We start from the raw sequence: 12,118 nt of genomic DNA on the forward strand, positions 1-12,118 counted from the left end.
TTTATATGGCCCCCCGCTCCTGGTTGCGGGACAGCTCTACAGCTTCAATAAACTCCCCTACAACACGGTCATACTCCTCGCGGTTGTTGGCCAGCGCTTCAGCGTGATCGCTATTGGGTGCCATGTACAATTTCTTGAACCCTGGTTTCGCCTCATAAAGGTCCTTGGTCATCTGCGGAGGAATGTATGTATCGTTCTCGCCCGTGATAAACAGCATTGGAGTGTGAACACCCGCAATATCCCGGATCGGCAGCACTTTGCCGAAACTCATTCCCGATCGCAGCCATACAAACAGGTTGGCTAGTCCCAGAAGAGGAAACGGCGGAAGCTTGAACTCCACCTTAAGCCTGTAGGCCAGTTGTGCCCTGAAATCCGAATATGGGCAATCAATGATAAAAAAGGCCGTGTCCGGATCCATGGCTGCATATTGCAAAGCGGTAGCGGCCCCCATTGACTCTCCGATGATGCCGATCTCGCAATGTGGACCGTAACGGTCCCGAACCCAGGCCGTCCATGCTTTCAGGTCATGCTTTTCATAATAGCCGTAAGTAGTGGTAGATCCTCCGCTTTGCCCATGCCTTCTGTGATCATACATCAGCACGTTAAAGCCTCTCTTTAAGAAAAGCTCCGCATATTTGATTGAAGCGTTAGTAGACATAGTTACCCCATGCACAACAATTACCGTTTTGCGGGACTGTCCATGCGGAAGAAAATAACCGTGAAGCTTATAGCCGAACGGAGAATCGATCAGAACGGACTCTTTCTCAGCCTGCTCATACTTCTCTTTGTTAAACCTGCCGGCCGCAAGCTCATTCTTCCAAATTTCCTCGTGAGGTACCACGGCGATATGCACAATACGCGAAGAGAAGTACCAGCCGACCGCACAAAGCAACACTAGTATACATAGCAGAATCCAAATTGCTGTCATATTAGCCCAACCTTACATTAGTTTTGTATAACAAGCAGGATATTTGTCGAATAAAGCAAAAAAAGAACTTTCAAATAAAAGTCCTTAAGACTCTGATATTCTCTCATAGGGGCCCATATAATGGAAATACAACGGCTGATCTAGGGCTGGGGTTCCTCTCAAGCACATGAAAGGAGGAACATCCATGATGGATTCTTTCCAGGCGATTACAGTTATGTTTGCGTTCGGAATGTTTATTCTAACGTTGCTAACTTACATCGAGAAAAGAAAGTAATCCTCTTTCGTCGTTTTACGCATCCGCCCGGATTTGCGATTCTGAACTTGAGAGCGCCTCCACGCCGGATCCAGCCGCTGTATTTAGAGTTAGGTCTCCCCACCTGACTCTAATTTTATTTCCTTGGGTGCCGATTTAGTACTTCAACTGGAAACAATATCTAGTTCATCTTAGCATGCAAAGTGTCGTCATTTCAATTCATAAAAACACATTTTCTATGGAGTCCAAAAAGAAAGAAAGCTCCCGGGCGGGAGCTTTCGGTAGGTCACAGCTATATGGTCAACTCGTTCCCGGCCGCTTGTGTAAAGCGTGCCCTCCGAGCATGTAATCGAACCCCTGCATTCTTGCACTGATCATGGCATCAACATTCTTATGCTCATTCCGATCCTTAAGGTGCCGGACAAGATGGGTTATTCCTGCCTCTTCTGGTTGTTGCAGCTCTAGTTGGATTGCTTTTATCACTTTGTGCTTCTAAAACAATGAAAGCCCTGCCTCTCTTCCATCCTTGCGACTCCGTGGCCGCGCCAGTGTGAATTAGCCTGCATTTCTCGTGCCGTTGCATAAAAGCAACCGAAAAACACCAATACAAATTCGTGAGATCTGTTATAAAAGGATTGAAATGAAAGGGGTTGTGTTACATTGAGGTTTATATAACGCCGTAGTTGGGTTATATAAGTATAGAGGTAAAAATGACCTACAGCTAATAACTATACATTATTCCGGACAAAATAGCAAGAAAAAGACGTGAACCGATGGGACAGTCCACGTCTAATAGGATGAAAGAATGTTATAATACCCGTTTTGCTCCGAGATATTTCGGTGCCCAGTAGCTGCTTCCCATGCTGGCGATATCGACTCCGTCATTGGTAGCGGAGATAAATTTGTTATCACCGATGTAGATACCTACATGGGAAACTTTGGACCCGCTGCCGAAGAAGACAAGATCTGCAGGCTGCAGCTGATTCGTATGCGTGCCGGAGTTATGAAACATTTGCGACGAGGTTCTCGGTAAAGAGATACCGTGCTTCTCGAATATGTAATTGATAAATCCGGAACAGTCGAAACCGGCTGTTGTCGTTCCGCCCCAACGGTAAGGTACACCGAGATAACTTCGAGCGGACTTTAAGACAAGATCCTCTTTCCCGAAGGAAAACCGTGCCGCTTTCACCTGGAGCGCAGGCGCATGATTTTGGCCGTCTTCCTCTACCAGTGCAAGATTCGAGTTACCGTGCCATTCAACGTTTATTCCCAGTTCTTCCGACACGAACCGCAAAGGTACGAATGTTCTTCCTTTCGCGGATACCGCTGCTTCCGAATCGGTCAGTGAAATAACTTTGGTGCCGTCGGTCAGCTTTACTTTCCCGTTGCTTTCCCATTTTACGTCAAAACCAAGTTCTTCGGATACGGACCGGAGTGGGATTTGGACCCTTTCTTCATAAAGATACGGTTTCTCATCGCTCTGGAATTTCACCAGGCTGTCGTTGACCTGAACATGCACCGCTGCATGAGTCAGTACCGGTGCCAAAAGAACGGAACCTGCCGCTGCGCATGATAAAACAAGACTTCTGTAAAAAAGTTTCAAAACGGTTTCCTCCTGTAGCCTCCGAGGTTAGTTGTCGGGTTCGGGAAAGAGGTTCTCCCTGTGCTCGCAATCTAGGCAAGCCTTCACCCCATGTGAATCGTCCCCCGTACCGGTCCTTATGCTGAAACCGGATTCGGCAATTTGATTTTTGTACATGATAGCATATCGTTGTAAAGGGTTACAATAAGGTTACAATCTCATTTTGTGACCAATTATTGAACACCGTTCGACAAATATTGGTAAGTTTAATAAAACTTTGGCTGGATCTGTTTCTGTACCTGTTTGGACCCTTTGGCCATGGTGTCTCCGCAAAGAGGACAAACCTTGGCGTCAACGTGCGCATCCTCGTACGTTATAATCTTCGACCACGCGCTGCAATTTGGGTCCGTACAGACCCATGCCAGCACCGTCTCCGTGGTCGTCACCCCGCCGGCCGCTCCGGCGGGGCTTTGCATGCGTCCCGGCTTCGGCACGGGACGCACTTCCCGCGCAGCCGTCCCAGCGGCTGCGGTGCCCGCTTGGCGGGCGGCCCCACCGAAGGCGTCGCGGAGGAACCGCGACACTTCGGTTTTCTTGCCGCGGTAATACGCCGGCGAAGAGATGTACAGCTGATGCTTGGCTCTCGTGATCGCCACGTAAGCCAAGCGCCGCTCTTCCTCCACGGCGGCATCGGTCGACGCCGTGTTCTTCCCGGCCGTTGCGGCGGCCGGCCCTGCCGGGACCTTGTCCTTGAGCTTCTCGGCTTCGAGCGCCGTGCTATGGGGCAGAATGCCCTCCGAGGCGCCGATCAGAAAGACGACCGGAAACTCCAGCCCTTTGGAACGGTGGATCGTCATCAGCGCTACGGCATCCGCATCGCTGTGCTGCTGCAGCGTCTCGATCTCCTTATGCTTTTCGATCATACCGTCGATAAAAGCGATGAACTCTGCTGCGCTCTCAAACCGTTTGGCCGAAGCTTCCAGCTCATCGAGCGTTTCCTTAATGGTTTCCTTATGCGATGTCGCCGCCTGGCGGTCCGTAGCTTCCAGAAACTTGTCATAAAAGTCGAGACGAAGCTTCTTTACCGCCTGGACCGGCTTTACGGCGGCCAAACTCTTGATCAGCTTGATCCGCTCTCTTACTTTATCCTTTTGGAAGCTGCGAAGCTCCGGGAAAGCTTCCAGATGGATCAGGGGATATTTCTTCTTTTGCTTTTTTTCCTGTTCCCAAATGTAATCCATGGCTTTATCCTTCGCAATAAACAGCCCGTTCACAGCGGATTCCATCGCGTCGAAATGACGCGGCTGCACGGCAAGGCGCAAATGGTCCACCACCGGCTTAACGATCCAGTGCTCGTAAAACATCTGGTCCCCCATCGAATAAGGGATAAACGGAATGTTATTAAGGGCAAGCTGCTCGAACATCGCACGACTGCAGCTGGCAGTACGGTGCAGAATCGCTATATCCCGGTAAGCATACGTCCCCGCGGCAACATCCGCCTGGATCTGCCCGATAATGGTTTCCGCTTCTTCATCTGTTGTTGCAGGCGTAAAAAAGTGCGGAGTAGACTCGCTCCTGTGCACAGCCTGCAGCGTTTTCACTTTTCTGTTCGTGTTCCGCCTGATCACTTCATTGCCCAGACCCACAATGCCCGAAGTTGAGCGGTAATTGATATCCAGCGTTACCGTTCGCGCTCCCGGGAACGTCCGTTCGAATTCCAGTATGAACTCGCTCCGCGCGCCGTTAAACGTGTAGATTGTCTGATCGTCGTCCCCTACCACGAACAAGTTCCGGTGCGGATGTACAATCATTTTGATCAATTCGTATTGCAAAAAGTTCGTATCCTGAAACTCATCGACCATGACATACTGAAAACGCCTTTGCAGGCTTTCCAGCAGGCTCCGATTCTCCCTGAGCAAGTCATAGGCAAGCAGCAAAATGTCGTCGTAATCGATTTTCTCATACTGCCGCTTCCATGCCTCGTATTTAGCAAAAACAGCATTCATTTCCCGCTGCTCCGGAGTCCTGTCCGGCAGCTCGTCCACGCGCAGGCCGTTCATTTTGTGCGCTGACAATTGTGCCAACAGCTCTTCCGGCTGATAGGAATCGTGGAGATTCATCTCGCGGAGGATCTTTTTGATGACAATTTGTTTATACCGGTCCGCCCCGATAATCTCTTGTTTGTATCCCTGATGACGGATGATTTTGAGAAAAAATGCATGAAACGTCCCGGCCTGCACCCTTCTTGCTATTGCGCGGGAAATACCCGGAAGGCGGGCAATCCGTTCCTGCATTTCCATCGATGCCTTCTTTGTAAACGTAACTAGCAAAATATGTTCCGGTGCGACTCTATGTAAAGTCAGCAAATAGCCTGTCCTGCAGACGAGTACCGAAGTTTTGCCAGATCCGGCGCCGGCCAGCGTTAATAAAGGTCCTTTCCCATGGCGTACCGCTTCGATTTGCGGACGGTTGAGGAAAATTCCTTGTTCCTCGAGGGACCGGAAGTAGTAGGCGTCTGTTTCCGCCTCCTTCACCAGCTCCCTGCTGGTGGCACTCTCCGCAATTCTGGCAAAAGGAACCTGCTTTACAGTCGAGCCCAGCGGCGTTTTATAATAAACGGGTTGTGTCATGTCCGTATGTACCACCTTTTAAACAACGTGCATTCCATTGTACTCCTAACGGCTCCCTTCCGGCAACGGGCTGGAAAAACATACTCTCCTTACTGGATGGAAATGTATACTTCCCGGGGCTCTGCCGCATGCTAACAGAACGATAGGAGGAGGATGCGCGCATGACCGGAAAGCATGATGTGAACCGTCTGGATATTGAATTTAACGAACATTTGAAAATCAAAATCGTATCCGAGCTGGATACGACGAAACAGGACCTTCAACTGAGGGCGCTGGAAGCGATATTGTCCGATATCGGCATGGACTTTGCAGATGCCCGAAATGCGAACGGCAGCGACTGGGAGCGTTCCTACATAGAGAAGCTGCTTAGAGAGATTGGGACTTTCTTAAAAAATACGACAGAGCTCGTCGACATTCCTGTCCGCGGGCCGTTTCATGCTCTTATGTATGCGGCGAACCGGTTTCAGGATACCTCCGGGGACATGATGGAAAATGCTGGCGGACGTCCAGAAGCCACCGCTGGCACCGGCTCCGAAGGAGAGACGCTGATTCAGCAGTTCAAGCGCTATTATTTCGATTACCGCGGTGCGGCGGAAACCGATTCCGCCTTCGCCGATGCGTTTCAGGCTTTAACTTACCGTGTTATCGGCCGCCTAGAGGAAGCTGTTCATAATGAAAATCTCCATGCTTCCCGCGAATTGCTGCGGGAATATGGAGAAATCAGAAGCTCGACTTACGGCAGCAACGATTCCGTGAAGGAACGGTTCGAGGCGGAGTTTCAGGAGCGGACCTGATTATTGCGTTTAGGCCTGATGCCGTTTCGGCGGGCAGGCCTTGTTCCATGAGGAAGGGTTCCGGAAGCGGTTCTGTTTCACACAAAAGGCTTGGCTGCCAATGGCAGTCAGGCTTTTTATATGTGGTAATCATTTTCACTATTTATATTTTCTTTAAATGAAGTCCTATAAATATCTTTCTCCAGCACTATTCCCTAATTATAGTATATCTATATATAATATAAATTCTAACGGTTCATATCTTCCATCCTGCCTTCCTCTTATCAAGCGGACGGTTGAAATGGAAGAAAGACATTGTTGAACACGAAATGTCAAACTGCTGCAAAGGAGAGGATTGATTAATAACAAAAAAGTAAGTCATTCGCCGTAATTACCTGCGGTACACTTGGCTGCCACAGCCCTCGTCCCGCTATCACGTCTGTTTAGAACTATTTCATCTTATTTTGCAGGAGGAATCACAAATGAAAAAACAGTTAACGAACAAATTTATGGTTGCAGCTTTAGCTTTGAGCATCGGTGCAATCGGTACGGTTACCGCTAACGGCTTGATTCCGCAGAAGGCCGAAGCTACGAAAATAGACAATGGTGTGACAAGCACGATAAACGGCCATTATGTAGAAGTAGAAAAAGGCGTTAAGCTTTATGTAGAAGATGTGGGCAAAGGCAAACCGGTCGTATTCGTTCACGGATGGCCGCTGAACCACACAATGTTCGAACCTCAACAAACGTTCCTGCCGTCCCATGGCGTGCGCTTCATCGGTATCGACCTTAGAGGTTACGGTAAATCCGACCATCCGTTAAAAGGTTACGATTTCGATACAATGGCGAAAGACGTTCACACGGTGCTGAACAAATTGAACCTGAAAGATGTAACACTGGTAGGATATTCGATGGGCGGTATGATCACGACGCATTACACAGCTACATATAAAGAAGACATTGTAAAGAAACTCGTTTTGGTCGGCGCACCGGTTCCAAGATGGACGGAAAGCCCTGAATTCCCGAACAACCTTAAAAAAGCGGAGGTTGACGCGCTGTTAGAGAAATTCAGCACGGACAGGCCTGGAACGATCAGAGGGTTGACAGACGGCTTCTTCTACAGCGAGAAGTCCCCTCAGTTCAGACAATGGTTCGATCAAATTATGATCGACGCCGATGCTAACGCAACGATTTCCAGCTTGAAAGCATTGCGCGACGCTGATTTCGCTAAAGATCTGCCTAAAATTAAAGTGCCTACGCTAATCCTGCACGGCGTAGAAGATCACGCGGTGCCGTTCTACATGGCTGAAGCTGCGCATAAAGCGATCAAAAACTCCACACTGGTTCCTTTTGAGAAAAGCGGCCACGGCATCAACTTTGATGAGAAGGATAAGTTCAACAAAGAATTGCTGAAATTCGTACAGCGCTAATCGAGTAACAAAAAGCAGCAATCCAAGCCGTGAGGCGGGGATTGCTGCTTTATTTACTTCGTGCAAGTTACACATGCGCATCCGGCGCCTTATCCGCTACCAGATTCAGAATCACATTGTACTCTAGCAGAGCTTTGAGTCCGCATAAAACCATGGTATAACCGCCCATAGAGTCTATAGCCGCACTAACCATCTCATCACCGCTGCCGGTAAAGCCTTTATTGATGATGCTGACATAAGTTTCATCCGGTCCGCGCTCATGGAAGATCCATTCGGTGGTACCGCCATAGGAGGATTCTATCAGTATTCGCTTCTGATCGTGGATCTCTTTGACCAAAATGTCATCCCCCACGCCATACATTTCCCAGTCCCAGCGAATGGTTTTACCGGTCTCCAGCCTTCCGCTGCTTTTGGTAAACCAGAACTTCGTGGTAATCTCCGGGTTGATAAAAGCATCAAATACTTCCTGTACCGGTCTTCTAATTAACATTTCCGCTTTTACTACAGGTTCGTTGATGAAAGTGACCATGGTTAAAAACTCCTCTCATTAAACTTCAGGGTTACCCGCCGCTAAACTATACGCGATATGAGTCAAATCAAGAAAACTCAAGACGAGTATTCATAGATTACCTCCGACTGCAGCTTCATATGAATCGGCACTTTAAACAAAATATGCCGGCCAGTCCACTGACGAGAGGTAATGATATATTCTTTGCTGCTAATTCGTCACCTGATCGTAGATGAGCAGAGTATACAGAATAAGAAGCACTGTCAAGCCGATGCGGTAGCCGGGCTTTCCGGCGTAAACCACTACATTTCCTAATGTGAGTCCGAGGGAAATCAATGATATGAACAGGCAAGCGCCGATAGCTGAACCCTTTTGGTCCGCCCAGAATAAATACATCGTTACTAAACCGCTCACCAGAAAAATAGAAGCAAACAGCAGGATAAGCACGAACCTTTTATTTTTCATTTACACCGGACCTTCACTTACAAATAACCCGCCCCGCCAAGTACGATCCCGAAACAAGCCGCGTTCAGCAGGAACGTGATCCCCGCGCCAATCAGAATCCCCTGTTGGGTCGGCTGTTCTTTGCGGAAGAAGATGACCGCAGGAATGACATAAACAATTTGTACGATCCCAATGGCAAAATAGGCGATAGGAAACACAAGCAGCACCAAATGCAAAAGCGTGAGGATCCCTATCCCCTTCATGATGCTCCCTTTGGGTTTGACAGGTCCGCCGGTCTCGCTGCTTACGTAAGTTCCAGGTTTGGGAGTTCCTCCATCGTTGTTTTGTTTTGCACTATCATGTAACCCGCTTTGTTCTTCCGGGCTTTGCCGTTCTTCGCTCATACCTGTTCCCCCTCTTTGGAATCGGCTATGCTCTTACACTTCTTGCCGCAGAGGTTCCAGCACTGTTTTCTCCAGATCTCCGCGATAGAACAAATTATAAGTGTCAAAAGGAATAATCCGCCCGTCCGGGTGAGCGATATGAACGCAGGACTTTTTCACGGAACGCACATCAAAGTTGTAGCTGTCCAGGAACTGCATAATCAGTACCCGGAACACATTGTCGTACCCGATATGCTCTGGAACGGCGGCCATCGGCAGGCAGCACAGAAGGTTCTTCAGCGAAAGCGAAGAGGATTCCGGCGAATGCGCTGTAGAGAACAACTCGAAAATCCGGTCCCGGACAGCCGAATCCTGCTCGAAAACGATCGTGTTGCGCCCGCCTTCCAGCAAAATCTCCGGATCGATCATCCCCGTCAACGGGATCACCTGTCCGCCCAGCTTCAATGCATAGCCCATCGCTAATGCGTCGGGGTGGCAAGGCACCGGAATCATATCCTCGGCTTCAAAGACGCCGGACTGATCGATGATCGACTGCCGCACCTCGGACAGAGTGAGCCGGTCTGTCGAAGGATCGTACTCCTCTACCCGGCCGGCGGCCTGGATCGGTTGGAAGGTTACCCCGCGCACGGCGCGCTGCTCTAACCCGTATTGAATGATCCGGCCGATCTCGGAATCGTTCAGGCCTTTTTTTAGTGTAACTACCAAGGTAGTCGATATATTAAACTCGTTCAAATGCTCGATCGCCTTTCGGCGTATATCCCGGAGGTCGGCTCCCCGGAGTTCCATGAGGGCCTCTTTCTCGAAGCTGTCGAACTGCAGGTAAATTTCAAAATTAGGCATATATTCAGCCAAACGCCGCGCAAACTCCCGGTCTTGGGCAATTCGGATCCCGTTCGTGTTGATCATTACATGTTTGATCGGACGCGCCTTGGCGGCATCAAGAATGTCCCAGAACTGCGGATGAATCGTCGGCTCCCCGCCGCTGATCTGTACCACATCCGGTTCTCCTTCATTACGCACCACAGCATCCAGCATGGCTTCGATTTGTTCCATGGTCCGCCAGGTTTCCCTTTTGGGCGAGGACTCAGCGTAACAGATCGGACATTGCAGATTGCATACGTCGGTGACCTCAATTAAGGTAAGGCAGCTGTGCTGCTCATGATCCGGGCACAGCCCGCAGTCATAAGGGCAGCCGTATTTAATAGGAGTATTCCAATGCAGCGGCATTTCGGACGGCTTGATGAACTCCCGGCAGCGCTTATAGTATTCGGCGTCCGTGGAGATAAGTACTTTTTCGGGCCCGTGCGTCAGGCATCGTTTCATCAGGTACACCCGGTTGTCCTCGATCACGACTTTCGCTTCCACTTTGCGGAGGCAAGTAGAGCAGATGCTGTTAGTCAATTCGTAAAACAAATAAGGACGGTTAGTCGGCATAAATGGAAGGCTCCTCTCGGGTGCTCGCCAATCGCCGGTTCCATTGGCGCAGCAAATTGGCGTAATAGATCAGTCCTGCCAGGCAGGCCAGCTGAATATTATTTAGTCCCCCGTAAACATGCGGGACCGGCTTGATAAAATCTATGAAAAAACGGAACAACAGATAACTGAACATAAACATTTGGAACAGGGCTCCATTCGGCAGCATCAGACGGCCTTGACGGGATTGGCGACGAAGTACGAAGAGGACGCATCCCAGCGCCATAAGCAAAGCGATTTCGTAAAGCTGCGTAGGATGTCTCAAGATGCCGTCTCCAAAGTCGATCCCTGTCCACCAGGCCGTAGCCTTACCATATGTGTGGTCCTCCAACCCGGTCAGGAAGCAGCCTATTCGTCCGAGGGCTATGCCGACGCACAGCGGTACAGCCATATCGTCACCTGTCGAGCGTGTGATGCCTACGCGTTTTTTTGTCCATTCCACGCCGATCAGCCCGCCCAGCAGCCCGCCGACAATCGTCTTGCCGCCCATTACATATGTATAATCATTCCACCTGCTCAGTGTCTCGCCCGGATCCTCCAGCCAGTAGAGCAGCTTCGAGCCAAGCGCTCCTCCCAGGATGGCGCCTACCAGCACCCACATGCCGGCCAGTGGCGGATGGCTGGATTTATCTCGCGTATATAAATACAAGCGGAATCCTATAAAGTAAGCGAGCGACTCAAACACAAAATGAGGATGCAGGCGGACAAACCCCAGATCCAGTAGTACAGGAAACGTCATGAGGTCCTCCTTTTAAGGTTTCAAGCTCTATTGAAACGGAACGTCTGCGTTTAGATTGCCTCTAGTTTCACACCCGTGGAAAACCGTTCCCGACCACTTCTTTCACATCGCTAAAGGTTACAAAGGCTAGCGGGTCTTCACGGCTGACAATTTTCTTGAGACGAATGGTTTCTTTGCGGCTGACAATACAATAAATAACTTCTCTCGGTTGGCCGGAGAATCCTCCCTTCCCTTCCAAATAAGTAATTCCACGGTTCATTTCCGTCATTATGGCCTCTGCCGTTTCCCGCGGCTTTTCCGTAATGATGAAAGCGGCTTTTGCTCCGTCACTTCCTTCCAAAATGAAATCGATCACCCGGGCTCCGACAAGCAGCGCTACAAGCGTGTACATGGTCCGGTTCAGGTCCAGAAATAATAGGGAAAAGAGCAATATAACGAAGTCCAGCAGAAAAATGGTCTGGGCTATGCTCCATCCATAATGCTTCTGCATTAGCCTGGCAATGATGTCGGTTCCCTCTGTCATGCCCTCAAAACGGAACACAATTCCAAATCCAAGCCCCACAACGCCTCCGGCATACAAAGAAGCCAATAGAGAATCATCCATCGGCAGAGCGAATTCCGAGAATAGCCAAAGAAACAATGAAACGGAAATCATTCCGGTAATGGTATAAAGTAAGCTGGTTCTCCCTAGCATTTTCCACCCTAGGAACAGCAGCGGGATATTCATGACTAAACTGGTCCATGCCGGGCTCCAGCCGGTTACGTATTTAAGCAAAAGTGAAACGCCAGCAATACCGCCTTCCGCTAAGCCGTTGGCAATATTAAAATAGTTCATGCCAAAGCTGAGAATGGCCGAACCGAGAATGATGCCTGCGATGTTGCTCCATTTAAAGGGTTGATTCATGTTCTACACTCTGCTCCTCTTCAGAAATAACGGAAGCAGGCCGAACTAAT

At 49.5% G+C, this 12,118-nt stretch carries 12 protein-coding genes and 1 riboswitch; of the genes, 3 read left to right on the forward strand and 9 right to left on the reverse strand.

Features of this window, described 5'->3' with window-relative positions; all coding sequences use genetic code 11:
- Position 1 precedes the first annotated feature (1 nt).
- Positions 2-928: an alpha/beta hydrolase gene (locus ACFSUF_RS01095; RefSeq protein ID WP_377599263.1), complete on the reverse strand. Its 927-nt coding sequence runs from the start codon at positions 926-928 to the stop codon at positions 2-4.
- 184 nt (positions 929-1,112) lie between these two features.
- Here ACFSUF_RS01095 and ACFSUF_RS01100 point away from each other — a divergent pair, with 184 nt between their 5' ends.
- The gene (locus ACFSUF_RS01100) at positions 1,113-1,202 is read left to right on the forward strand and encodes a putative holin-like toxin (RefSeq protein ID WP_377599265.1); all 90 of its coding nucleotides are present in this window, start codon (positions 1,113-1,115) and stop codon (positions 1,200-1,202) included.
- 787 nt (positions 1,203-1,989) lie between these two features.
- Here the strand turns inward: ACFSUF_RS01100 and ACFSUF_RS01105 are convergent.
- Positions 1,990-2,784: a C40 family peptidase gene (locus ACFSUF_RS01105; protein WP_377599267.1), complete on the reverse strand. Its 795-nt coding sequence runs from the start codon at positions 2,782-2,784 to the stop codon at positions 1,990-1,992.
- Between the two features lies 1 nt (position 2,785).
- Positions 2,786-2,933: riboswitch (cyclic di-AMP (ydaO/yuaA leader) on the reverse strand.
- Between the two features lie 96 nt (positions 2,934-3,029).
- Complete coding sequence (locus ACFSUF_RS01110; RefSeq protein WP_377599269.1) at positions 3,030-5,393, reverse strand: UvrD-helicase domain-containing protein; 2,364 nt, start codon at positions 5,391-5,393, stop codon at positions 3,030-3,032.
- A 161-nt stretch (positions 5,394-5,554) separates the two neighbouring features.
- Between ACFSUF_RS01110 and ACFSUF_RS01115 the strand changes: the two genes are divergently transcribed.
- Positions 5,555-6,187: a hypothetical protein gene (locus ACFSUF_RS01115; RefSeq protein WP_377599271.1), complete on the forward strand. Its 633-nt coding sequence runs from the start codon at positions 5,555-5,557 to the stop codon at positions 6,185-6,187.
- Between the two features lie 461 nt (positions 6,188-6,648).
- The gene (locus tag ACFSUF_RS01120) at positions 6,649-7,596 is read left to right on the forward strand and encodes an alpha/beta fold hydrolase (RefSeq protein ID WP_377599272.1); all 948 of its coding nucleotides are present in this window, start codon (positions 6,649-6,651) and stop codon (positions 7,594-7,596) included.
- A 67-nt stretch (positions 7,597-7,663) separates the two neighbouring features.
- On the opposite strand, the gene ACFSUF_RS01125 is transcribed toward ACFSUF_RS01120, so the two are convergent.
- From ACFSUF_RS01125 to ACFSUF_RS01150, 6 genes are all read right to left on the reverse strand, one after another.
- Positions 7,664-8,125, reverse strand: a complete 462-nt coding sequence (locus tag ACFSUF_RS01125) for an SRPBCC family protein (RefSeq protein WP_377599274.1) — start codon at positions 8,123-8,125, stop codon at positions 7,664-7,666.
- A 189-nt stretch (positions 8,126-8,314) separates the two neighbouring features.
- Positions 8,315-8,569: a hypothetical protein gene (locus tag ACFSUF_RS01130; protein WP_377599275.1), complete on the reverse strand. Its 255-nt coding sequence runs from the start codon at positions 8,567-8,569 to the stop codon at positions 8,315-8,317.
- A 17-nt stretch (positions 8,570-8,586) separates the two neighbouring features.
- The gene (locus ACFSUF_RS01135; protein WP_377599277.1) at positions 8,587-8,952 is read right to left on the reverse strand and encodes a hypothetical protein; all 366 of its coding nucleotides are present in this window, start codon (positions 8,950-8,952) and stop codon (positions 8,587-8,589) included.
- Between the two features lie 33 nt (positions 8,953-8,985).
- Positions 8,986-10,386, reverse strand: a complete 1,401-nt coding sequence (locus ACFSUF_RS01140; RefSeq protein WP_377599279.1) for a radical SAM protein — start codon at positions 10,384-10,386, stop codon at positions 8,986-8,988.
- Positions 10,376-11,164: a prolipoprotein diacylglyceryl transferase gene (locus tag ACFSUF_RS01145; protein WP_377599281.1), complete on the reverse strand. Its 789-nt coding sequence runs from the start codon at positions 11,162-11,164 to the stop codon at positions 10,376-10,378. Before ACFSUF_RS01145 ends, ACFSUF_RS01140 begins: the two co-directional genes overlap by 11 nt.
- Positions 11,165-11,231: 67 nt before the next feature.
- Positions 11,232-12,068, reverse strand: a complete 837-nt coding sequence (locus tag ACFSUF_RS01150) for a YitT family protein (RefSeq protein WP_377599282.1) — start codon at positions 12,066-12,068, stop codon at positions 11,232-11,234.
- Between the last annotated feature and the right edge of the window lie 50 nt (positions 12,069-12,118).

Origin of the sequence: Paenibacillus gansuensis, from assembly GCF_042684925.1 — a bacterium.
Taxonomy (GTDB): domain Bacteria; phylum Bacillota; class Bacilli; order Paenibacillales; family DY6; genus Paenibacillus_N; species Paenibacillus_N gansuensis.

Bases quoted from the DNA above. Each gene is read 5' to 3' on its own strand.
- ACFSUF_RS01120 (WP_377599272.1), top strand. From the start codon at position 6,649: ATGAAAAAACAGTTAACGAACAAATTTATGGTTGCAGCTTTAGCTTTG.
- ACFSUF_RS01100 (WP_377599265.1), top strand. From the start codon at position 1,113: ATGATGGATTCTTTCCAGGCGATTACAGTTATGTTTGCGTTCGGAATG.
- ACFSUF_RS01150 (WP_377599282.1), bottom strand. From the start codon at position 12,068: ATGAATCAACCCTTTAAATGGAGCAACATCGCAGGCATCATTCTCGGT.
- ACFSUF_RS01115 (WP_377599271.1), top strand. From the start codon at position 5,555: ATGACCGGAAAGCATGATGTGAACCGTCTGGATATTGAATTTAACGAA.
- ACFSUF_RS01140 (WP_377599279.1), bottom strand. From the start codon at position 10,386: ATGCCGACTAACCGTCCTTATTTGTTTTACGAATTGACTAACAGCATC.
- ACFSUF_RS01125 (WP_377599274.1), bottom strand. From the start codon at position 8,125: ATGGTCACTTTCATCAACGAACCTGTAGTAAAAGCGGAAATGTTAATT.
- ACFSUF_RS01130 (WP_377599275.1), bottom strand. From the start codon at position 8,569: ATGAAAAATAAAAGGTTCGTGCTTATCCTGCTGTTTGCTTCTATTTTT.
- ACFSUF_RS01135 (WP_377599277.1), bottom strand. From the start codon at position 8,952: ATGAGCGAAGAACGGCAAAGCCCGGAAGAACAAAGCGGGTTACATGAT.
- ACFSUF_RS01110 (WP_377599269.1), bottom strand. From the start codon at position 5,393: ATGACACAACCCGTTTATTATAAAACGCCGCTGGGCTCGACTGTAAAG.
- ACFSUF_RS01145 (WP_377599281.1), bottom strand. From the start codon at position 11,164: ATGACGTTTCCTGTACTACTGGATCTGGGGTTTGTCCGCCTGCATCCT.
- ACFSUF_RS01095 (WP_377599263.1), bottom strand. From the start codon at position 928: ATGACAGCAATTTGGATTCTGCTATGTATACTAGTGTTGCTTTGTGCG.